The sequence below is a fragment of the Streptomyces inhibens genome, assembly GCF_003389455.1.
In the GTDB taxonomy this organism is placed as follows: Bacteria; Actinomycetota; Actinomycetes; order Streptomycetales; family Streptomycetaceae; genus Streptomyces; species Streptomyces inhibens.
This window is the reverse complement of sequence record NZ_QUAC01000462.1, coordinates 1-21,392: the sequence shown is the minus strand read 5'-3', so window position 1 is coordinate 21,392 and position 21,392 is coordinate 1. Positions and strand designations below refer to the sequence as shown.

Genomic DNA, 21,392 nt, shown 5'->3' with positions numbered 1-21,392 from the left:
GCCGAAGGGCGGCCCCCCGAAAGGCGGGCCGAACGGGCCGAAGGCGGCGCGCCGCCGCTCCCAGCCGCCCGCGAAGTCGCCGCGGCCGCCATGGCGCCCGGGTCCGCACTGCTCATGCCGACGCTCATGTCCGTGATCGTTTCCTTGGGAACGCATGACGCGTCCTCCTTCTCTCTCATCCCTCATTGATCGGTCGCGATGCTTCAACGATATATCGGGACTGTTCGTCGAAGCAAGGCCCTGAACCGGATCAGGGAGCAACGGGAGATCCTCGGCGACCGCGCGTACGAGCCCACCGACGGGCCAGGCCCGACGGCTCGCGGCCCGCGGCGCCGCCGGGCATCAGAGCCGTCCGCCGATGACCACACCCTCAATCCATGGCCAATTTCCTGCAATTGGCCTTGGCCTGTGGCTCTGTGGCACCTCTACGCTCACGGCCATGAGGATTCGCATCGTCGACGCCTTCAGTGAGCGTCCGTTCACCGGCAACCCCGCGGGAGTCGTACTCCTGGACTCCGGCACCTTCCCCGATACGGCCTGGCTCCAGCAGGTCGCCACGGAGGTCAACCTCTCCGAGACCGCCTTCGCGCACCCGCTGCCCGAGGGCGGCGACGCCGACTGGGCGCTGCGCTGGCTCACCCCGGCCGCCGAGGTGAACATGTGCGGGCATGCCACTTTGGCCACCGCGCACGTCCTGCACACCACCGGGACGGCCACCGGCACGGTCCGCTTCCGCACCCGCAGCGGGGTGCTGATCACCACGGCCGACGACGGCGGGGCGATCACCATGGACTTCCCGACCGCACCGCTGACACCCGTCGAGGTGCCGCCGGTCGTGGCGGAGGCGCTGGGCACCGAGATCCGCTCCACCTACGACACCGGCCCCGATGTCGGCGATCTGCTGGTGGAGCTGGCCGACGAGAAGTCCGTACGGGCCCTGTCCCCGGACCTCCGGGCGCTGGCCGGGCACGGCGGCCGCGGCGTGATCACCACCGCACGCGCCGAAAACCCCGACGGCGGCTATGACTTCGTCTCGCGCTGCTTCTTCCCGGGGGTGGGCATCGACGAGGACCCGGTGACGGGCAGCGCGCACACGGCGCTCGCCCCGTTCTGGTCGGCCCGGCTGGGCCGCGACACACTGGTCGGCCTCCAGGGCGGCGCCCGTACCGGCTACGTACAGACCGAACTGCGCGGCGACCGAACGCTGCTGACCGGCTCGGCGGTCACGGTCATCGACGGCGAGCTGCTGGCCACCGGCTGAACCGGCCCCGGCCGCAACAAGGCCCAGGAGGCGCGGTACGCACAAGCGGCGTCCCGCGCCTCGCCCTCACGCCGTCGGCAGCCAGCCCACCCGCCCCGCGAGCAGCGCATAGCCGAGGAACGCCACGGTGTCGATGAGGGCATGCGCGGCGACCAGCGGCCCGACCCGCCCCCATCGCCGGTAGAGCAGCACGAAGATCACGCCCATCACCATGTTGCCGAAGAAGCCGCCGATGCCCTGGTAGAGGTGGTAGGAACCGCGCAGCAGCGAACTGGCCGCGAGCGCCGCCATCGGCGACCAGCCCAACTGCCCCAGTCTGCGCAGCAGATACCCGACGACGATGACCTCCTCCAGGACGGCGTTCTGCACCGCGGAGGCAACCAGCACCGGGATCTTCCACCACACCTCGGGCAGCGCCTCGGGGACCACCGTCAGATTGAATCCGGCCGCCCGCGCGCCCAGATAGAGCAGCAGCCCGCTGCCGCCGATGACGGCCGCCAGCGCCGTGCCGCGGCCCAAGTCGAAGCCGGGCCGCCGCCGGTCGAAGCCGATCGCGCGCAGTCCGGGCCCCCTCTGCCCGGCGGGCGCCTCGCGCAGCAGCAGATGCGCCACCAGCGCGACGGGCACCAGGGCGGTCGCGATACCGAACAGCTGCCAGGCGAGATCCAGCCAGGGCCGGCCGGGCGCATGCGAGGCATTCAGCGTCGCCGCCTGGTCCTTGAGGCCGCCGGGCTTGGTCACCGACCCGATGAAGCTGATCAGCGCCGAGAGCGCGCTGGCCCCCAGCGAGAGGGCCAGGACGATCAGCGTCTCGCTCCGCAAGACGCTCCGGGACGGCTCCTCGGCCACCCCCGCGCCCTTCCCCGTACCCGTTCCTTGACCTGGAACGTCCGCATCGGCCACGGGACTTGCATCCGACTGCACGGCTTCCTCCACTTCCGCATTACCGCCTCTTCACCACCACCGCCCCGCTAGGGTCTCGACAGCAGGTACGAAGATCGCGCGCGACAGGCCGGGGACGAGCGCCATCCACGTGGCGCATTCTCCCCCTCCCCATCGAATCCCGATCGAGCTCCGAGAAGGCGAGGCGCTACCGCAATGGGACGACACAGCTTGCCCGACGGCTCGGCACCGGCGAGCACGGGGTCCCGCCCCGGTGCCCGTCGTCGCACCATCGCCATCTCCACCGGCCTCGTCCTCGCCGTCGCCGCGGGCTCCGTGGTGGCACTGCGCAGCGATCTGCTCCCCTTCGGCGAGCCGTGCGACGGCCAGTCGGTGCGGCTCGATGTGGCCGCCTCCCCCGATATCGCCCCCGCTCTCGACGCGGTGGCCAAGACGGCCCGCGAGGGCGCCGCCCGCACCGACGGCCGGTGCCTGGACGTCAAGATCACCCCGCGGCCCGCCCACGAGATCGCCGACGCCTTCGGACAGCGGCCCGTCGACCCCGAATTCCAGGTCTGGATACCGGATTCGAGCCTGTGGGTGGACCGGGTCGACGCGGGGAGCGGCACCCCGTTGACCACCGCCGGCACCATCGCCTCGTCACCGATCGCGCTGGGTGCCGTCCCCGAGGCCGCCAAGGCGCTGGGCTGGCCGAAGAAGACCTACACCTGGACCGAGCTGACCGAGGCCGCGACGACCGACGACGCACTGCGCCTGGGCGTCGCCGACCCGGCCCGCAGCGCCACCGGCCTGCTCGCCCTGGCCCGTATCAACGCCGCCAACGCCAAGGACACCAAGGACGGCGACGAGGCCGACACCCGCACCGCGGCCGCCGCGAAACTGCTCTACCAACGGGTCGCGGACGGCGACGGGCAGGTGCTGGCCACCCTGCCGCGCGACGATTCCGGTGCGGAGCAGGGCAATCCACGCCGCAACCAGGCACTGCTGCTGTCCGAGCAGGCCGCGTACGCCCACAACACCGGTGAGGACGGCGGCCCGGATCTCGATCTGTTCTACCCCCAGAACGGCACCGCCCAGCTCGACTACCCGTACACCCTGGTCGACGACGACGAGACCACCCCTGCACAGACCCGCGCCGCCAACCGCTTCCTGACGCTGCTGAGCGAGCCCGGCGGGCAGCGCGCGCTGCGCAGGCACGGCTTCCGGACCGACAACGGCAGGCCGGACAGCGAGGTGGTGGACGCGGCCGGCGGGCGCGAGCCGCAGCCGTACTCCGCCGACCCCGCCGATCCGCCGTCGGTCAAGGAGCTCCAGGCGCTGCTGGGCATGTGGACGGTCACGGTGCAAAGCGCCCGGATCACCACGGTCGTGGATGCCTCGGCCTCGATGGCCAACCCGGTCCCGGACCGGGGCGGCCAGTCCCGGATGGACCTCGCCAAGAATTCCCTGCTCCAGGCGCTGGCCACCTTCACGCCCGAGGACGAGATCGGCCTGTGGAAGTTCGCCACCTACCTGGACGGCAACAAGGACCATGTGGAGCTGTCGCCCACCAACCGCCTCGGCGACCGGGACAAGGACGGCACCACCCACCGTGACGCGCTCGCCGCCGCGTTCGGCTCGCTGGCCCCGGTGCCCGGTGGCGCCACCGGCCTGTACGACACCACGCTCGCGGCGTACGAAAAGGCCTGCGGGGCGTATGCGAGCGGGAAGTTCAACGCGCTGGTCATCGTCACCGACGGCGCCAACGACGACTCCAGCGGCATCGGCCTCGACTCCCTGGTCGGCAAGCTGGAGAAACTCGCCGACCCGAAGCGGCCGGTGCCGCTGATCGCCATCGCGATCGGCGCCCAGGCCGACAAATCGGCCCTGGACCGCATCGCGGCGCCGACCGGTGGTTCGGCGCACCGCGTCGACGACCCGTCACAGATCCACCAGGTGATCCTCAAGGCCATCATGGCGGCGGGCAGCAAAGGACCGCGCTGAGCAGGCCGGTGGCCCGGTCACCTCGATGGCCCTCGCCTGCCCCGCTACGCCCCGTCCGTCGCCGCCTGCCGTGGTCCCGGTACGGTGGTCCGCTCGCCGACCGCCCAGGCCACCGGCCAGGTGTGCACCGGTTCCCCGGTGTGCATCAGTTCGCTGTAGCGACGGGTCATCGCGGCGAGCGCGGCGTGCCGGTCCAGTCCCTGGCGCCGCGCGTGGTGGAAGGCCGCGGCCTGCCAGGACGCCCCGTTCACCCGGCGCCGGCAGCGCTCCTCGATGATGCCCAGGTAGTGGTCGCGGTCGGCCGGTTCCACCCCCCAGGCATCCAGCCCGCGCGCCGCCAGCGGCAGGAGTTCCTTGCGTACGAGCCGTACGGCCGGGATCTCGGTGAGGGCGCCGGCCCGTCCGGGACGTGGCCAGTGCACGGTGGCGTCGATGCCGTACCGGCAGGCGGTGTCGAAGTTACGGGCCGCGGCGGCGAACGGCAGCCGCGACCAGACGGGGCGCGGCTCCTCGGCCAGGGCCCGCACCAGGCCGTAGTAGAAGGCGGTGTTGGCGATGACGTCGGTGACGGTGGGGCCGGCCGGCAGCACCCGGTTCTCGACCCTGAGGTGGGCGACGCCGTCGGCGACCGCGTAGACGGGGCGGTTCCAGCGGTAGATCGTGCCGTTGTGCAGCACCAGTTCGGCCAGGTCGGGCACCCCGCCCGCGTCGAGGACCCGCAGCGGCTCCTGCGGGCCGCACACTGGCAGCAGCGGCGGGAAGTAGCGCAGATTCTCCTCGAAGAGGTCGTACGCGGAGTCGATCCAGCGCTCGCCGAACCAGGTGCGGGGGCGTACTCCTTGCGCCTGCAGTTCGGGTACGCGGGTGTCGGTGGCCTGCTGGAAGACCGGCGGCCGCGACTCGCGCCACAGCTCACGGCCGAAGAGGAACGGCGAGTTGGCGCCGACCGCCACCTGCACCGCGGCGATGGCCTGTGCCGCGTTCCAGATGGCGGCGAAGCGGCCCGGTGTCACCTGGAGGTGCAGCTGCACGGACGTGCAGGCGGCTTCGGGCGCGATGGAGGGCGAACGGGAGACCAGGTGCTCGACGCCTTGGATGTCGAGTACGAAGTCCTCACCGCGGGCCGCCCGCATCTGGTCGTTGAGCAGCACATAGCGGTCGTTCTCGGAGAGGCTGGCGGCCGTGAGGTCGGTGGCGTGCAGGGTCGGCAGAATGCCGATCATCACGATCCTGGCGGCGACCTCGCGGGCCTTCCTTTCGGCGTAGGCAAACCCCGTACGGAGTTCCTCGGCGAGCTGGTCCAGGACGCTGCCGGACAATCGGTGCGGGAGGATGTTGACTTCCAGATTGCACTGGGCGAGTTCGGTCTGGAAATCACCGCTGGCGATACGCTCAAGAACTTGAGAGTTCAGCATACGGGGCAGCCCGTCGGCACCGGCAAGATTGAGTTCGATCTCCAGGCCCATGAGATTCCTGGGCCGGTCGAACCTCTTCTCCCTCAAGAGCCTCTGCAATCCCTCAAGACACTCGTGAAGCTTTCTTCGATAACGCTCCCGGTCCGCCAGGTCGATCCCGTCCGCGGCGACCTTCTCCCCCATCGAAGGGTCCCTCCTCGAGTGAACGGCCCGCGACCACGGGCCGCTTGGGGCCGTCCCCGACACGCCGGGGCTCGCGCTACGGTCGATGATGCCCCGGCAATCTGATCGATAACGCCTCGGGCGGGTGCCGGTACCGATAGGCTCGAAGTGGCGCAACGTCTGGCATTTTCCGTGGGCATATCTCGGCGGCCATCGCCGTCCGCATTTCGCTCGTGAGAAACACCGACGAGATCCGGCCTACCGCGCCGGCGGGGAAATACGAGGTGGCGCGGCAAAAGCATGGAACAAAGCGGCGGAAAACACCTCGCGCACGGGCCTGGATTCCGCCTTGCCGGAAATCCACAAGGCCGGTAGCCGAAACACTTTCAGAACATACGTCGTATAAACTCCGCTTACGAGGCAGAGAGTTGGCGCCCAGAGTCGCGGTGTTTCCACCGATGCCGGGGCAACAGCGGCTGACCTCGCCGGGCCGCAGCCCCGGCCGGCCATGCTCTGACCCCGCGCGCAGACAGCGTCGTCTGCACCTGCCACGCTCCACCGTGTCTCCGAAGTGAGAGGCGACCCACCATGCCGCTGCATGTTCCCTCTGCCCCTGCGCCCGCCCTGCGCAGCGTCCTCGCCGCCCTCGGCTCGCCCACCGCCGTCCGCGAGGCCCCGGTCTCCGCACTGCGCGCCCACCAGGGCCCGCTCAGCCCCGACCACCCGCTGCCCGTCCATGTCTGGGACGACATCAACCGGGCCGGCAGCAGTCCGCACACCCGACTGGCCGGCTGGCGTTTCCTGGTCCGCGGCGGGGAGCGCGCCGTGGCGACCGCCGAGGCGATGCTCACGGCGGACGGCTGGACGTTCGCGCGCTTCTGCGGCGGCCCCTATGTCGCCGCGACCGAACGGGCCCTGGCGCAGGCCGAGGCGCTCACCACGCCCTACCAGCCGCGGCTGCTGTCCGTCCCTGAGCTGTACATGCTCACGCTATGGCTGCATCACGACCTCGACTCGGACGGCGCCGAGGGGCTGCCCGCACCCGGTGACCTGCTGGTTCCGCTGGCGCCCGCCCCGCCGGGGATCGCCGCCCACCGTCCGCAGCGGGTCGCCGACCTGCTCCCCCGGCTCACCCTGCGCCTCGCCCCCACCCCGCTGCTCCGCGAACCCGCCTGACCCCGGCGCGCCCGACCGCGCACCGGCGCAAACCTCCCACCAGAGCGCGCTCCGCGGCCCTTTCCGGCCGCGGAGCGCTCTGTCGTACTCACCCGCGCGGCCTAGTCCGCGAATACCATTCCCAACCCCCTTGGGGAGGAGTGCAATTGGGAGCAACCGCCCGCACGGGTGACGCGTCCGTATCGAGTGAGTACCGCTGCTGCGAAATCCCTGCGGAATCCCGTCCGTGGGGCAACACTGGGATCGACCGATTGAAACGGGGGAGCGGCCATGAACACCTCATCGAGCCGCACAACGACGTTCACCACACCGCAGCGAAAGACAACTTCCATGTGTCAGCACCAACCGCCATGCCCGTCAGCAGACTCCACCGACCGGGAGGCCGCACACCTTGTGGCGCACCACCCCGAGCAAGGCTGGAGCCTGCTCTGCAACGGCGTCCTGCTCTTCGAGGACACCGGTGAGCTGCTGCCGGACGGGCAGGTCATCGCCCCGCACCGGGCTCGGGTCACCGCCGCGGCCTGACCCGCGCGCACCCGGCACGTACAACAGGGCCCCCGGCAGATCGCCGAGGGCCCTTGATGTTGCCCGAGTGGCTCAGTTGTCGTACTCGTCCAGCGGCGGGCAGGAGCAGACGAGGTTACGGTCACCGAAGGCACCGTCGATACGGCGCACCGGCGGCCAGTACTTCTCCGCCGCCACGACGCCGGCCGGGAAGACGGCCACCTCGCGGGTGTACGAGTGGTTCCAGTCACCGCCGAGCGCGGCCGCGGTGTGCGGGGCGTTGCGCAGCGGGTTGTCGTCCTTGTCCCACTCCCCCGAACCGACCTTCTCGATCTCCGCGCGGATGGCGATCATCGCGTCGCAGAAGCGGTCCAGCTCGCCCAGGTCCTCGCTCTCGGTCGGCTCGATCATCAGCGTGCCGGCCACGGGGAAGGACATCGTCGGTGCGTGGAAGCCGTAGTCGATGAGCCGCTTGGCGACATCGTCGATGCTCACGCCGGTCGCCTTGGTCAGCGGCCGGACGTCGATGATGCACTCGTGGGCGACCAGACCGCCGGGGCCGGTGTAGAGCACCGGGTAGTGCGGCTCCAGGCGCTTGGCGATGTAGTTGGCGCTGAGCACCGCGACCTGGGTGGCGCGCTTGAGGCCCTCTCCGCCCATCAGCCGGACGTACGCCCAGGAGATCGGCAGGATGCCGGCCGAACCCCAGGGGGCCGCGGAGATCGGTCCGACGCCCGTCTCGGGGCCCGCGGTGGGCTGGAGCGGGTGGTTGGGCAGGTACGGCGCCAGGTGGGCGCGCACGCCGACCGGGCCGACACCGGGGCCACCGCCGCCGTGCGGGATGCAGAACGTCTTGTGCAGGTTGAGGTGCGAGACATCGCCGCCGAACTTGCCGGGCTCGGCGAGCCCCACCAGCGCGTTGAGGTTGGCGCCGTCGACGTAGACCTGGCCGCCGGCGTCGTGCACCGCCGCGCAGATCTGGGTGATGTGCTCCTCGAACACGCCGTGCGTGGAGGGGTAGGTGACCATCAGGACCGCGAGCTCGTCGCGGTACTTCTCGATCTTGGCGTGCAGATCGTCGGCGTCGACCTCGCCGTCCTCACCGGTCTTGACGACGACGACCTTCATGCCGGCCATGACGGCGCTGGCGGCGTTGGTGCCGTGCGCCGAGGACGGGATCAGGCAGACGGTGCGCTGCTCGTCGCCGTTGGCGCGGTGGTAGGCGCGCACGGCCAGCAGACCGGCCAGCTCACCCTGCGATCCGGCGTTCGGCTGGATGGAGACCTTGTCGTAGCCGGTGACCGTGGCCAGCCGCTCCTCCAGCTCCTGGATCAGCGTGAGGTAGCCCTGGGCCTGGGCGGCCGGCGCGAAGGGGTGCAGCTGGCCGAACGCGGGCCAGGTGACCGGCTCCATCTCGGTGGTGGCGTTCAGCTTCATCGTGCAGGAGCCGAGCGGGATCATGCCGCGGTCCAGCGCGTAGTCCTTGTCGGCGAGCGTGCGCAGGTAGCGCAGCATCGCGGTCTCGGAGCGGTGCTGGTGGAAGACCGGGTGGGTGAGGTACTCGTCCGAGCGCAGCAGCGTCCGCGGCAGCGTCTCGGCGACGGCCGCGTCCAGCTGCTCGACGTCGCCCTGCACGCCGAAGGCGCCCCAGACACCGGCCAGCTGCGCGCGTCCGGTGGTCTCGTCACAGGCGATGCCGACCAGGTCCGCGTCGGCCTGCCAGAGGTTGACACCGGCCTCGCGGGCGGCGGCGACGACCTCGGCGGCCCGGCCGGGCACCCGCGCGGTCAGCGTGTCGAAGTACGCGCCGTGCACGATCTCCACCCCGCCGACCCGCAGGCCCTCGGCGAGGACGGCGGCGTAGCGGTGGGTGCGCCGGGCGATGGTCCGCAGCCCCTCGGGGCCGTGGTAGACGGCGTACATGCCGGCCATGACGGCGAGCAGCACCTGCGCGGTGCAGATGTTGCTGGTGGCCTTCTCACGGCGGATGTGCTGCTCACGCGTCTGCAGCGCGAGGCGGTAGGCCTTGTTGCCGTCGGCGTCGACGGACACACCCACCAGGCGGCCGGGCAGGCTGCGGGCGAACTGCTCGCGTACGGCCATGAAGCCGGCGTGCGGTCCGCCGAAGCCCATCGGGACACCGAAGCGCTGGGTCGTGCCGACGGCGATGTCCGCGCCGAGCTCGCCGGGCGAGGTCAGCAGCGTCAGGGCGAGCAGATCGGCGGCCATGGTGACGATCGCGCCCAGCTCGTGGGCCTGCTCGATCACGGCGCGCGGGTCGCGGACCGCGCCGGAGGCGCCCGGGTACTGCAGCAGCACGCCGAACACACCGCGCTCGGCGATCTCGGCGGGAATACCCTCGCTCAGGTCCGCGACCACGACCTCGACGCCGGTCGGCTCGGCGCGGGTCTCGATCACGGCGATGGTCTGCGGCAGACAGTCGGCGTCGACCAGGAAGACGCCCTGCTTGACCTTGCCGATACGGCGGGAGAGCGCCATCGCCTCGGCGGCGGCGGTGCCCTCGTCCAGGAGGGAGGCGCCGGAGGTGGGCAGTCCGGTCAGGTCGGCGACCATCGTCTGGAAGTTCAGCAGCGCCTCCAGGCGGCCCTGCGAGATCTCCGGCTGGTAGGGCGTGTAAGCCGTGTACCAGGCCGGGTTCTCCATGACGTTGCGCAGGATCACCGGCGGGGTGAACGTGCCGTAGTAGCCGAGCCCGATCATGGACGACAGCACCTGGTTGCGGTCCGCCAGGCCCCGCAGTTCCTGGAGGACCTCGGCCTCGGTACGGCCCTGCGGCAGGCCGAGCGCCTCGGCGCTCTTGATCACATCGGGTACGGCGGCGTCGGTGAGCTCGTCCAGCGACCCGAATCCGACGTGCGCGAGCATCTTCGCCTGCGCCTCGTGGTCGGGACCGATGTGGCGGTGCTCGAAGGGGATGCCGCGCTCCAGCTCGGTCAAGGAGATGCGATTGGTGGTCATCTGCGGGGGCCTCCTGGTCGGTACGACCTTCGAGGGGCACCACGGCGTGGGTGCCCGGACGGCCTCCCCCTCTGTCATCTCAACCTGAGAGCTTCACCGGCCCGCGCGAGGCGGCCCGGCTTTCACCGTCGGTGAGGAGGGGTCCCGGCGCTGTGCCTGTCCGTGGCCCGCCCTGCTTTCCAGAGTGACCTCGTCCATGCGGTACGTGTGCCTGAGAGATTCCGGGGAGGATTTGCTCCTTCGGCGCCCTGGTCGCGAACGACAAAGGACTCTCCCGCATGGGGTCTACAGCCATTGGCCAGCCTACCAGCGCACCACTCGAAGGATCCTTCGAGTGGCCGGGGCATGAAATGTGCCGTTTGGTAGTTGTCACAGGGCAGTTGCGACCAATTGGAGGGGCCGTGCAAACCGATATCGATCCCCGAAGCCTGATCGGCCGCAAAGCGTTCGACCGGAACGGCGCGAAAATAGGCACCATCGACGAGGTGTATCTCGACGACGCGACGGGGGAACCGGAGTGGGCGGCCGTACGCACCGGACTCTTCAGCCGGGATGCGTTCGTGCCCCTGGAGCCCAGCAAGATGATCGGCGAGAGCCTGCACATTCCCTATGACCGCAAGCTGATCAAGGACGCCCCGGACTTCGGCGTGGGCCGCCACCTCTCCCCCGAGCAGGAGCTCCAGCTCTACCACCACTACCGACTGGATATCTCCTCCCCCGACTCGGATCCGGTGTCCTCCAACGGCTCCGGCGACAAGGACTTCGGCAAGATCGCCGGCTCGGAGGACTGAGCACCACCCGGCTCCCCGCCCACCAGCGGCAGGGGCTCCCCCGGCCGCAGGGCCGGGTCATCGACGGCAAAGGTCCGCGCCCTCCCCGGTGCGGACCACGGCGTTTCGAAGCGTACGGTCACTCGCCCCACCCCACTTCCCTGCACCCAGCCGGCGCCGAACTCGTCATGCACCACGTCCAGCCCCGGATGCCAGCGGCGCGGCCGCTCCTCCTCGGACTCCCGCTCGCCGCTCTCGCCCCCGGCCGGCTCCGGTGCCGCCTTGGCCAGTTCCTCGGCCTCCCGCTCCGTCGCCAGCTGGGCGAACAGATCCTCCTGTGTGAAATCGGCCAGCCCGCTGATCCCCACGCCCAGCAGCCGCACCCCGCCCGTGGTGTCCACCATCTCCAGCAGCCGCACTGCGGCCTCCCGTACGACCGCGGGGTCGTCGGTGGGCCCGCGCAGCGTCTCGGAGCGGGTCAGCGTCGAGAAGTCGTAGTTACGCACCTTGATCACCACCGTGCGCCCGGAGCGCCCGGCCGCCCGCAGCCGCTGGACACAGCGGTCCGCCAGCCGCAGCACCTCGGTCCGCACCCGCGTCCGGTCGGTCAGATCGACCTCGAAGGTGTCTTCGACGGAGATGGACTTCGCGTCCCGCTCCGCCACCACCGGCCGGTCGTCCCGGCCCAGCGCCATCGCGTACAGCCCGGCGCCATGGGCCTTGCCCAGCAGCCGCACCAGCTCCGCCTCGCCGGCCTCCGCGGTCTCCGCGACGGTGTGGATCCCGGCCCGGCGCAGCGTCTCGGCCGTCGCGGGGCCCACCCCGGGCAGCGTCCGCACCGTCATCGGCCCCAGCAGCTCCCGCTCGGTGACGGACTCGATCACCACCAGACCGTCCGGCTTGGCGGCCTCCGACCCGATCTTTGCGAGCATCTTGGCGCCCGCGAGCCCCACCGAGCCGGTCAGGCCCGTCGCCGACCGGATGTCCCGCCGCAGCCGCTCCCCCACGGCCCGTACGGCAGCCGTCTCGGCCGGTACCCCGCCCGCTTCCAGATCCACGAACGCCTCGTCCAGGCTCAACGGCTCCACGAGCGGCGACAGCGCATGCAGCAGCTCCATCACCGCCTCACTCACTTGGCGGTACAGGGTGAAGCGAGGAGTGAGATAAGCGGCGTTGGGACACAGCCGGCGCGCCTGGGCCGTGGGCATCGCCGAGCGGACACCGAAGACCCGGGCCTCATACGACGCCGTGGCGACCACTCCGCGCGGCCCGATCCCGCCGACCACCACGGGCTTGCCGCGCAGGCTCGGCTTGGCCGCCTGCTCGGCGGCCGCATAGAACGCATCCATGTCCAGATGCAGGATCGTCGGCGCGGCTCTCACATGTCCGATGCTGCCGCATGGCACTGACAATCGACCCGATGCCGGGCCGGGACCTGTGTGCGGGGCTCAGCCGGCCCGGTGACGCCGCCGCGCCAGCTCGTCGTGCGGGTTCTTCCCGACCAGCGTCTCGCCGGTGTCCACGCGCTCTCCGTGCAGCTGTGACAGCGCGCCCTCCACGTCCCGCCACACCACGCCCACGGCGATCCCGAAGACGCCCTGACCGCCCTGGAGGAGATCCACGACCTGGTCGGGCGAGGTGCACTCGTAGACCGTGGCGCCGTCGCTCATCAGCGTCATCCGCGTCAGATCCGCCAGCCCGCGCGAGCGCAGATGCTGGACGGCGGTGCGGATGTTCTGCAGCGACACCCCGGTGTCCAGCAGCCGCTTGACGATCTTCAGGACGACGACGTCCCGGAAGCTGTAGAGCCGCTGGGTGCCGGAGCCGTACGCGGGCCGGATGCTCGGCTCCACCAGGCCGGTACGCGCCCAGTAGTCGAGCTGCCGGTAGGTGATCCCCGCTGCCGCACATGCGGTCGGGCCGCGATAGCCGATGTTCTGCGCCTCGCAGTCCCCCGACACCGCCGCGGCCGGTGCCGCGGCACGGTTCGCTGCCGCGCCCGCGTGGAGCGGCAATGCCCCTTCGGCCGCCATACCGTCGCCGGTGATTGCCACGCCGCCCTCCGTCCTCCACGTCCCGGACGGGACCTGCCATATCGACGGTATGCAGTCACTCGGGGTGCGTCAACGATCGCCGCGCTCGCCACGCCGAGTGATAATCACCCTACGAGTGGTTTCTCGTGACCTTGCGCGGGGAATGGCTAAATAGTTTGGCCGGAATCATTCGCTTCGCCCGGCCGGCGTCACTGACTGTTGGTGCCGAAGTCCTCGGGTGAGATCTGGTCGAGGAACTCGCGGAACTTCTCCACCTCGTCCTCCTGCTCGTCCGGGATGGCGATCCCCGCGTCGTCCAGCACACCGTCGGTACCGAAGATCGGCGTTCCGGTGCGCAGCGCCAGCGCTATGGCGTCGGACGGACGCGCGCTGACCTCGACTCCACTGGCGAAGACCAGTTCGGCATAGAAAACCCCCTCGCGCAGGTCCGTGATGCGGACCTGCGTCAGCTCCTGGCCCACCGCTTCGAGCACGTCCTTGAAAAGGTCGTGCGTCAGCGGCCTGGCAGGGACCATGCCCTGCTGGGCAAAGGCGATGGCGGTGGCCTCCCCTGGCCCGATCCAAATGGGCAAGTATCGGTCGCCTCCCACCTCCCGCAGGAGCACGATCGGTTGGCTGGAAGGCATTTCCACCCGGACACCCACGACGTCGAGCTCGTTCACACAGCAACCCTAGGACGTGCCCGGCAGGTTTGGGTAGTCGGGCACTCTTTTGCTCACGGCAGCTGGACCCGCAGAGCGCTCTGTACCAGCGCCGCATGCAGCCGTACGGACAGCGTTGCCAGCTCCCTGGCGGTGGCTTCGGCATGGGCCCTGGTCTGCGGATTACGGTGCCGCCGAAGGGGTGCAACGACCTGCTCGACCAGCCCCGCCTCGCGCTCGGCGGCCGCCTTCACGGCGCGCAGATGCCGCGGTTCGAGACCGAAACGCCCCAGGTCCGCGACAAGTTTGGCCACGGTGACGGCCTCGATGTCGTATCCGCCGTCCGCATGGGGGACGATGAGTCCGTACGACTCCCAGTCGGCGAGCGCCGCCTCGTCCACCTCGGCGGCGGCCAACAGCTCGGCCCGGCCGATCCGGGCAGCCGTAGGGCGCTCCTCGCCCACGTCGTGCACGCCCTCGACGAGATCCCGGGAGGGCGCGGCCGGCGCGGGCAGCTGAACCTGCTCACCGCGCTCCAGGGCGTCCAGATGCTCCCGGATGACCTTCAGCGGCAGATAGTGGTCCCGCTGCATCCGCAGGACGCCCGCCAGCCGCTGCACGTCCGCCGGCGTGAATTTGCGGTACCCGGAAGGTGTGCGCTTCGGCTCGACCAGCCCCTCGGCCTCCAGGAAGCGGATCTTGGAGATGGTGACCTCGGGGAACTCCTCGCGCAGCAGGTTGAGCACCGTGCCGATGCTCACCGGCTTGCCGTCCGAGGAGGCGGTGCCGGCGAAACCGGCACCGCCTTTCGGTGTATGGCGCATATGCCTTCCCTGGCCGGTCAGATACCGGCGCCTCGCTGGCTCGCGTAGAAGACCAGGCGGTACTTGCCGATCTGGACCTCGTCGCCGTTGGCGAGGACGACCGAGTCGATCCGCTCACGGTTGACGTAGGTGCCGTTCAGACTGCCGACGTCGGCGACCGTGAAGAGACCGTCCGGGCCACGACGGAATTCCACATGACGGCGCGAGACCGTCACATCGTCGAGGAAGATGTCGCCCTGCGGATGCCGGCCCGCCGTCGTCAGCTCGCCGTCCAGAAGGAAGCGGCTGCCCGAATTCGGACCCCGGCGGACGACCAGCAGCGCCGAACCCAACGGCAGGGCATCGACGGCCGCCTGGGCCTCGGGGGACAGCGACGGCGTCAGGGTCTGCCCCGTCGCCTCCGAGTCGTAGGCCTCCAGCCCCGAAATGGAGATCGTCGACGTCGTCTCGGACGCCCGCTCGGGCTGAGCGCCCGGGCGCAGCGGCGCTCCACAGTTCGAGCAGAACCGGCTCGCCTCGGCGTTCCGGTGCCCACACCTCGTACAAACCGGCAAGGCCAACCCTCCACCCGTGCGTGAGGTTGATGGTTCCTGGGAACCTATGCGGCCGGACCCGGAGGGGTCAACAGAACCCGCGCCGTGCCCCCCGGACGGACCGCTGACCTCATCACGGAAGAGCGGACGGTCCTCGGCCGCACCGCTCTCGTCGGGCTGGCGCGGAGCACGGTGCCGTGCGGAGCCGCTGCCGCCCTCCTGGCGTGCGCTCTTGCCGAACAGCTTTCCAAACAACTTCACGGGCGATTCCCCTTGTACGAAACAGACCCGCCCGTGGGGCAGGACGAACCCTCGATGCACACACCGGCCCATCCGGACATCCTGTAAACGTCCGTGGCCTCCAGACAGTTTCCACCACACACCACACGCACGGTGCGTCGACCCCCCGCTACCTCATGCCCTCGCCGGGCACTCGACATACCTGTACGCCTCACTGCGATGACGACCGAGCGTAGTCAGGCCGCTTCGCCTCTCGCAAGGCGTTCACAATGATCTTCTCTTCACGGGTCACAGACACCTTGGCCTGCTCCTTTTCCAGCGTCTGAACCACTCCGCCGGGAATGTTCAGCGCCGGTTCCAGGTCCTCCGGCTTGCCGATGACCTTGAAGCGGTACGGCTGCATGACGCGCTTGCCGTCGATCTCCACCCCACCCCGGATGTCCGAGAGATAGGTGTTGGCGACGACCCGGACGTCATTGACCTGGATGGCCTCGGCGCCGGCCGCCCGCAGCTCCTGGATCGTGTCCAGCAGCTTGTCCGCCTCGACGGAGTGCGTCGGGTCGTCGATGGTCAGGTTGATGCCGGGCCCTTGTGCCGCGACGGTCCCGGCCAGCACGCCCAGCTGCTGTTCCTTCTCCACGGTCTGCTTACGGGCCTCCTCGGCCTGGTCCGAGCTGTTCTCCAGCTCGGTCTTCTGCCCTTCCAGGCGCCGCTGTTCGTCCGTCAACCGCTGGGAGCGATTGTCCAGCTCGTCCAGAATGCGCACCAAGTCCTCCTGGCGCGCACCTCGCAGCGCACTGCTGTCACTTGTGGAACGTACCTGAATCGCCAGGCCGAGGCCGAGAATGAACAGGAGCAACGCAACGATCAGTTGAGCCCGGGTCAGCCGAGGCGGCCACAGGCTCGCAACAAGCCGCTCCCGACCGGTCTTCGGGCGTTCCGTGCTCCCGTCATCGGCGACCGCGTCCGGAGTTGAGGAGTCTGCCCCTTTGTCCTTCTTCTGTCCAGTACTGTCCGGTTCCTGGGCTTCGGTCCCGTCGCCCGTCTCCGGCCGCTCAGGGACGCGCCGGCTCTCGGGCGGCATCGGCCGCCGGCCGACGGGGCTGCTCTCCCGGTCCGGCCGCGGCTGCTCGGGCTTCTTCTCCGGCTCCGGGGTCTCGTCGATTGCCATCCGCCTCACGCCCTGAAGACGTGCCGGCGGATCGCGGCGGCGTTGGAGAAGATCCGGATACCCAGTACCACGACGACGCCGGTGGAGAGTTGGGCGCCGACGCCCAACTTGTCGCCGAGGAAGACGATCAGCGCGGCGACGACGACATTCGACAGGAAGGACACCACGAAGACCTTGTCGTCGAAGATGCCGTCCAGCATCGCGCGCAGACCGCCGAACACGGCATCCAGCGCCGCGACGACAGCGATCGGCAAGTAGGGCTCGACCACCGTCGGCACCACGGGTCGGACGACAAGTCCGACCACGACTCCCACGATGAGGCCCAGTACGGCGATCACGATGTGCCCTTCCCTGTGTCGGCGCCGTCCGCCTTGGCGGCACCGGCCTGCGGCTTTGCGGTACGTACGATCAAACTGGGCGCGGGCGGCAGCGTGACCTCGCTCTCGGCGGAAATCCTGGTGCGCACGCCGTAGTTCTCCTGCAGCACATGCAGATACTGACCATCGGCGCTGTCCTGGAACGCGGTGCTCAGCCGCTGCCCGTCCCCCACCGCCAGCACCGTATAGGGCGGCACCAGTGGCTTGTTGTCGACCAGTATGGCGTCTCCCGCGGCTCTGATCGCCGAGAGTGACGTAAGCCGCTGCCCATTGACGGAGATGGCCTCCGCACCGGACTCCCACAGGCCGTTCACGACGCGCTGCATGTCCCGGTCGCGTACCCGCCCGGTATCCGAGAAACCACTGCTCTCGCGCGGCCCGCCGCCGCTGGACTCCGTCCCCTTGGCATCGTCCACGACGAGTTTCACGCCGGGCCCGGTGACCTGCGTCGAACCGGACAGCAGGGCCAGCAGTTCGGCCTTGTCGCCACCGTGCTTCTTCAGCGCCTCGCGCTGCATCCTGCTGACGTCGTCCCGCAGCGCGTCGACCCGCTGCTGCTGCTTGTCCGCCTCGCCGGTGCCCTTCTGGATGCGATTGATCAGCTCTTCGCGCTCCTTGGCCAGCGTCGGTGCGGATATCCGCGCCTGCGCCGCCCCCACCGTCACCACGATCGCGGCCAGCACCAGGCCGGCCGCCAGCCCCAACTTGGCCCGCAGGGTGCGCGGCAGACCGCGCACGCCGGCTTCGGACTTCCGCGCGGCGGCCTCGGCATATCCGTCGTCGAGGCTGTGATCCATCACGTTGGTCAGCAGCGACATGGACGCATCGGGGCGCGCGGCCGACGTGTTCGTGGTGCTCCGATCGGGGCGCTGCTGCGACATGCCGCACATCGTCGCACGTCGCCCGCGCAGTCTCCCAATGGCCCCACCGGCGTGCCGATTGGCGGCACGCCGGTGGGGTCCGGGTCAGCGTCCCGCGCTGTCCACCACGGCGGCCCACTCGTCCAGCAGCTGCTGAGCGGAGGCGTCGTCCGGTCCCTCCGCCCACAGGTGCGTGACCGCCTCGGCCGGGTCGGGCAGCACCAGGACCCAGCGGCCGTCGGCCTCCACGACCCGTACGCCGTCGGTGGTGTCCACGTCCCGGCCACCGGCCGCCTCGACGACATGCCGCATGACCAGGCCCTTGACCGCCCAGGGGGTGGCCAGGTCGCGGCGCAGGACATGCGCCCGCGGGATCCGTGCGTCGATCTGGCTGAGCGTGAGCTGGGTACGGGCCACCAGGCCGATCAGCCGGACGAACGCGGCCGCGCCGTCGAAGACGCTGCTGAACTCCGGGATGATGAAGCCGCCCAGGCCGTCCCCGCCGAAGACCGTGCCGTCCTCACGCGCCACCCGGGTCAGATCGTCGGGCGAGGTGGTCGTCCACTCCACCTGCGTGCCGTGGTACGCCGCGACCTGCTCGGCGATCCGGGTCGTGGTCACCGGCAGCGCCACCCGGCCGGTGCGCCGCTCGGCGGCGATCAGATCCAGCATGACCAGCAGCGCACGGTCGTCCTCGATGATCCGGCCACGCTCGTCCACCAGGGACAATCGCTCGCCCACGGGGTCGAAGCGCACGCCGAAGGCGGCCCGCGCCGAGGACACGATCTCGCCGAGCCGCACCAGCCCGGAGCGCTTGGCATCGGCGGTCTCGGTCGGCCGGGATTCGTGGAGCCCCGGGTTGATGGTCAGGGAGTCGACGCCGAGCCGTCCCAGGAGGCTGGGCAGGACCAGGCCCGCGCTGCCGTTGGAGGCGTCCACGACGACCTTCAGTCCCGATTCGCTGATGCCCGTGGTGTCCAAGGCACGCAGCAGGGACCCTGTATAGGAGTCGAAGACGCTGGCCGGGAACATCAGGTCACCGATCTCGCCGGGGAAGGCGCGACGGTACTCCTGGCGGGCGTAGACCCGGTCGAGTTTGCGCTGCCCGGCCTGCGAGAGATCGGCGCCCCGCTCGTCGAAGAACATGATGTCGACGGAGTCAGGTACGCCGGGCGTGGTGCGCACCATGATGCCGCCGGCGCTGCCGCGGGCGGTCTGCTGGCGGGCGACGGGCAGCGGGACGTTCTCCAGGTCGCGTACGTCGATGGCGCTGGCCTGCAGCGCGGAGATCACCGCGCGTTTGAGTGCCCGGGCGCCACGGGAGTGGTCGCGCGCGGTAGTGACCGTGGAGCCCTTCTTGAGCGTGGTGGCATACGCGCCCGCGAGCCGTACGGCGAGTTCCGGTGTGATCTCGACATTCAGGATCCCGGACACGCCGCGGGCGCCGAAGAGATGCGCCTGACCGCGGGACTCCCAGATCACCGAGGTGTTGACGAAAGCGCCGGCCTCGATGGTCTTGAACGGGTAGACCCGCACATTGCCCTGCACGATCGATTCTTCACCGATGAGGCATTCATCGCCGATGACCGCGCCGTCCTCGATCCGTGCGGCCCGCATGACATCGGTGTTCTTGCCGATCACACAGCCGCGCAGATTGCACTGCTGCCCGATGTAGACGTTGTCGTGCACCACGGCCCGGTGCAGGAACGCGCCGCTCTTGACGACGACATTGGAGCCGACGACGGTGTGCTCGCGGATCTCCGCATCCGCTTCGACCTTGGCGTAGTCGCCGATGTACAGGGGACCGCGCAGCACCGCGTCGGGATGGACCTCGGCGCCCTCGGCGACCCATACGCCCGGTGAGATCTCGAAGCCGTCGATTTCCACATCGACCTTGCCTTCGAGCACATCGGCCTGGGCCTTCACATAGCTCTCGTGGGTGCCGACATCCTCCCAGTAGCCCTCGGCGACATAGCCATAGATCGGCTTGCCTTCCTTCATGAGCTGGGGAAAGACATCGCCGGACCAGTCGACCGATACATCGGGCTCGAAGTAGTCGAAGACCTCCGGCTCCATGACGTAGATGCCGGTATTGACGGTGTCCGAGAAGACCTGACCCCAGGTGGGCTTTTCCAGGAAACGCTCGACCTTGCCGCCCTCGTCGACGATGGTGATGCCGAACTCCAGCGGATTGGGAACCCGCGTGAGGCAGACGGTGACGAGCGCGCCCTTTTCCTTGTGGAACCGGATCAGATCGGTGAGATCGAAGTCGGTGAGGGCGTCACCGGAGATGACGAGGAAGGCATCATCCTTGAGGGCCTCCTCGGCGTTCTTCACGCTGCCGGCGGTGCCGAGTGGCTTTTCCTCATGGGCGTAGGTGAGTTCCATCCCCAGCTCTTCGCCGTCGCCGAAATAGTTCTTGACGAGCGAGGCCAGGAATTGCACGGTTACGACGGTCTCGTTGAGACCATGCCGTTTCAGCAGCCGTAGGACGTGCTCCATAATCGGCCTATTGGCGACGGGAAGCAGCGGCTTGGGCATGCTGGACGTCATCGGGCGAAGGCGTGTTCCTTCGCCGCCGGCCATCACAACGGCCTTCATGTCGGAAGCGTCCTCCTCTAAGAGACGACGGTCTTGCCGACTTCACCTGCCCGGATCGCCCACTGTTCCTGTGCTCACGTACGGGCGCCCGGGCCCTGGCACAATCTGCCGGTTCGGAGAGCTCAGTCGGCCGTGGTGTCCGCCCTGATGATTCGGCGGACCTGGACCACGTAGAGGATCCCTGCCCACCAGTAGAGCGCCGTACCCCAACCTGCGAACGCCCATCCGAAAATAGCAGCGAGCGTGTGAAGCCAGCCGCTTCCGTCGCTCAGGAGGAGCAACGGGAAGGCGTACATCAAGTTGAACGTAGCTGCTTTGCCCAGGAAGTTCACCTGGGGAGGCCCGTAACCGTGGCGTCCGAGGAATCCGACCGCGATGATGAGCATCAGCTCACGCGCCAGCAGCGCTGCGGTGAGCCAGACCGGCAGGATCTCGCGCCACGTCAGACCGGCGAGGGTGGAGAGGATGTAGAGGCGGTCGGCGGCCGGGTCGAGGATTCGCCCCAGGCTGCTGATCTGGTTCCAGCGCCGGGCGAGCTTGCCGTCCAGATAGTCACTGACGCCACTCAGCGCGAGGACCAACAGCGCCCAGCCATCAGCGTTCGGACCACCAAATTTCGGCCACAGGATCAACCACAAGAACACCGGCACGCCGACGAGGCGAGCCATGCTCAGGATATTCGGGATGGTGAGGACGCGATCCGTCTGGACCCGCGTCTCCTGGACCTCCACGCGGGGGCCTCCTGTGGGAAATGTGCCAATGATGCCCCCTGACCTTACCTGGCCCGCCGGCCGCGCGGCGCCCCGGGTCCCAAGATCCCGGAAACGCGAAAAAGCCCCGTTGGAACCAAGGTTCCAACGGGGCTTTCCCACAATGATTGTTCGGCGGCGTCCTACTCTCCCACAGGGTCCCCCCTGCAGTACCATCGGCGCTGAAAG

General features: G+C 69.5%; 18 protein-coding genes and 1 riboswitch. Of the genes, 5 read left to right on the top strand and 13 right to left on the bottom strand.

Features of this window, described 5'->3' with window-relative positions:
• Positions 1-439 precede the first annotated feature (439 nt).
• The gene (locus DY245_RS39955) at positions 440-1,261 is read left to right on the top strand and encodes a PhzF family phenazine biosynthesis protein (protein WP_128512013.1); all 822 of its coding nucleotides are present in this window, start codon (positions 440-442) and stop codon (positions 1,259-1,261) included.
• A gap of 66 nt (positions 1,262-1,327) precedes the next feature.
• Here DY245_RS39955 and DY245_RS39950 read toward each other — a convergent pair whose 3' ends face one another.
• Positions 1,328-2,185 (bottom strand): CPBP family intramembrane glutamic endopeptidase, encoded by an 858-nt coding sequence (locus DY245_RS39950; RefSeq protein WP_128512012.1) that lies wholly within the window; start codon positions 2,183-2,185, stop codon positions 1,328-1,330.
• 174 nt (positions 2,186-2,359) lie between these two features.
• Between DY245_RS39950 and DY245_RS39945 the strand changes: the two genes are divergently transcribed.
• Positions 2,360-4,147 (top strand): substrate-binding and VWA domain-containing protein, encoded by a 1,788-nt coding sequence (locus DY245_RS39945; RefSeq protein ID WP_128512011.1) that lies wholly within the window; start codon positions 2,360-2,362, stop codon positions 4,145-4,147.
• A 44-nt stretch (positions 4,148-4,191) separates the two neighbouring features.
• Here the strand turns inward: DY245_RS39945 and DY245_RS39940 are convergent, their stop codons facing one another.
• Positions 4,192-5,745, bottom strand: a complete 1,554-nt coding sequence (locus DY245_RS39940; RefSeq protein ID WP_128512010.1) for a glutamate-cysteine ligase family protein — start codon at positions 5,743-5,745, stop codon at positions 4,192-4,194.
• Between the two features lie 567 nt (positions 5,746-6,312).
• On the opposite strand from DY245_RS39940, the gene DY245_RS39935 reads away from it, so the two are divergent.
• Positions 6,313-6,900: a hypothetical protein gene (locus DY245_RS39935; protein WP_128512009.1), complete on the top strand. Its 588-nt coding sequence runs from the start codon at positions 6,313-6,315 to the stop codon at positions 6,898-6,900.
• A 330-nt stretch (positions 6,901-7,230) separates the two neighbouring features.
• Positions 7,231-7,425 (top strand): DUF5999 family protein, encoded by a 195-nt coding sequence (locus DY245_RS39930; protein ID WP_030416598.1) that lies wholly within the window; start codon positions 7,231-7,233, stop codon positions 7,423-7,425.
• Between the two features lie 72 nt (positions 7,426-7,497).
• On the opposite strand, the gene gcvP is transcribed toward DY245_RS39930, so the two are convergent.
• Positions 7,498-10,383 carry an aminomethyl-transferring glycine dehydrogenase gene (gene gcvP / locus DY245_RS39925; protein ID WP_128512007.1) on the bottom strand — a complete coding sequence of 962 codons (2,886 nt, stop codon included), beginning with the start codon at positions 10,381-10,383 and terminating at the stop codon, positions 7,498-7,500.
• Between the two features lie 189 nt (positions 10,384-10,572).
• Positions 10,573-10,670: riboswitch (glycine riboswitch) on the bottom strand.
• A gap of 114 nt (positions 10,671-10,784) precedes the next feature.
• On the opposite strand from gcvP, the gene DY245_RS39920 reads away from it, so the two are divergent.
• Complete coding sequence (locus DY245_RS39920) at positions 10,785-11,174, top strand: PRC-barrel domain-containing protein (protein ID WP_181924072.1); 390 nt, start codon at positions 10,785-10,787, stop codon at positions 11,172-11,174.
• On the opposite strand, the gene DY245_RS39915 is transcribed toward DY245_RS39920, so the two are convergent.
• The 10 genes from DY245_RS39915 to clsA form a co-directional block, all read right to left on the bottom strand.
• Positions 11,078-12,535, bottom strand: a complete 1,458-nt coding sequence (locus DY245_RS39915; protein WP_181924071.1) for a DNA polymerase IV — start codon at positions 12,533-12,535, stop codon at positions 11,078-11,080. The genes DY245_RS39920 and DY245_RS39915 overlap by 97 nt on opposite strands.
• A gap of 66 nt (positions 12,536-12,601) precedes the next feature.
• Positions 12,602-13,207 carry a MerR family transcriptional regulator gene (locus DY245_RS39910; protein WP_128512005.1) on the bottom strand — a complete coding sequence of 202 codons (606 nt, stop codon included), beginning with the start codon at positions 13,205-13,207 and terminating at the stop codon, positions 12,602-12,604.
• 188 nt (positions 13,208-13,395) lie between these two features.
• Positions 13,396-13,869: a bifunctional nuclease family protein gene (locus DY245_RS39905; RefSeq protein ID WP_006606439.1), complete on the bottom strand. Its 474-nt coding sequence runs from the start codon at positions 13,867-13,869 to the stop codon at positions 13,396-13,398.
• Positions 13,870-13,922: 53 nt separating this feature from the next.
• Complete coding sequence (gene ftsR / locus DY245_RS39900; RefSeq protein ID WP_128512004.1) at positions 13,923-14,672, bottom strand: transcriptional regulator FtsR; 750 nt, start codon at positions 14,670-14,672, stop codon at positions 13,923-13,925.
• 17 nt (positions 14,673-14,689) lie between these two features.
• The gene (locus tag DY245_RS39895; protein ID WP_128512003.1) at positions 14,690-15,538 is read right to left on the bottom strand and encodes an FHA domain-containing protein; all 849 of its coding nucleotides are present in this window, start codon (positions 15,536-15,538) and stop codon (positions 14,690-14,692) included.
• Between the two features lie 118 nt (positions 15,539-15,656).
• Positions 15,657-16,529 (bottom strand): DUF881 domain-containing protein, encoded by an 873-nt coding sequence (locus DY245_RS39890; protein ID WP_425329511.1) that lies wholly within the window; start codon positions 16,527-16,529, stop codon positions 15,657-15,659.
• Positions 16,530-16,621: 92 nt separating this feature from the next.
• Positions 16,622-16,954, bottom strand: a complete 333-nt coding sequence (locus DY245_RS39885) for a small basic family protein (protein ID WP_003984969.1) — start codon at positions 16,952-16,954, stop codon at positions 16,622-16,624.
• On the bottom strand, positions 16,951-17,883 hold the full coding sequence (locus DY245_RS39880; protein ID WP_181924070.1) for a DUF881 domain-containing protein: 933 nt from the start codon (positions 17,881-17,883) through the stop codon (positions 16,951-16,953). The genes DY245_RS39885 and DY245_RS39880 overlap by 4 nt, the downstream gene beginning before the upstream one ends.
• A 75-nt stretch (positions 17,884-17,958) precedes the next feature.
• Positions 17,959-20,454: a mannose-1-phosphate guanyltransferase gene (locus DY245_RS39875; RefSeq protein ID WP_128512000.1), complete on the bottom strand. Its 2,496-nt coding sequence runs from the start codon at positions 20,452-20,454 to the stop codon at positions 17,959-17,961.
• 122 nt (positions 20,455-20,576) lie between these two features.
• Entirely contained in the window at positions 20,577-21,185 is a 609-nt protein-coding gene (gene clsA / locus DY245_RS39870; RefSeq protein ID WP_128511999.1) for a cardiolipin synthase ClsA, read from the bottom strand.
• Between the last annotated feature and the right edge of the window lie 207 nt (positions 21,186-21,392).

Excerpts from the sequence above, each read along its gene's own strand:
- DY245_RS39940 (WP_128512010.1), bottom strand. The coding sequence starts at position 5,745 with ATGGGGGAGAAGGTCGCCGCGGACGGGATCGACCTGGCGGACCGGGAG.
- DY245_RS39880 (WP_181924070.1), bottom strand. The coding sequence starts at position 17,883 with ATGTGCGGCATGTCGCAGCAGCGCCCCGATCGGAGCACCACGAACACG.
- DY245_RS39930 (WP_030416598.1), top strand. The coding sequence starts at position 7,231 with ATGTGTCAGCACCAACCGCCATGCCCGTCAGCAGACTCCACCGACCGG.
- DY245_RS39875 (WP_128512000.1), bottom strand. The coding sequence starts at position 20,454 with ATGAAGGCCGTTGTGATGGCCGGCGGCGAAGGAACACGCCTTCGCCCG.
- DY245_RS39890 (WP_425329511.1), bottom strand. The coding sequence starts at position 16,529 with ATGCCGCCCGAGAGCCGGCGCGTCCCTGAGCGGCCGGAGACGGGCGAC.
- DY245_RS39895 (WP_128512003.1), bottom strand. The coding sequence starts at position 15,538 with ATGGGCCGGTGTGTGCATCGAGGGTTCGTCCTGCCCCACGGGCGGGTC.
- gcvP (WP_128512007.1), bottom strand. The coding sequence starts at position 10,383 with ATGACCACCAATCGCATCTCCTTGACCGAGCTGGAGCGCGGCATCCCC.
- DY245_RS39955 (WP_128512013.1), top strand. The coding sequence starts at position 440 with ATGAGGATTCGCATCGTCGACGCCTTCAGTGAGCGTCCGTTCACCGGC.
- DY245_RS39945 (WP_128512011.1), top strand. The coding sequence starts at position 2,360 with ATGGGACGACACAGCTTGCCCGACGGCTCGGCACCGGCGAGCACGGGG.
- ftsR (WP_128512004.1), bottom strand. The coding sequence starts at position 14,672 with ATGCGCCATACACCGAAAGGCGGTGCCGGTTTCGCCGGCACCGCCTCC.
- DY245_RS39935 (WP_128512009.1), top strand. The coding sequence starts at position 6,313 with ATGCCGCTGCATGTTCCCTCTGCCCCTGCGCCCGCCCTGCGCAGCGTC.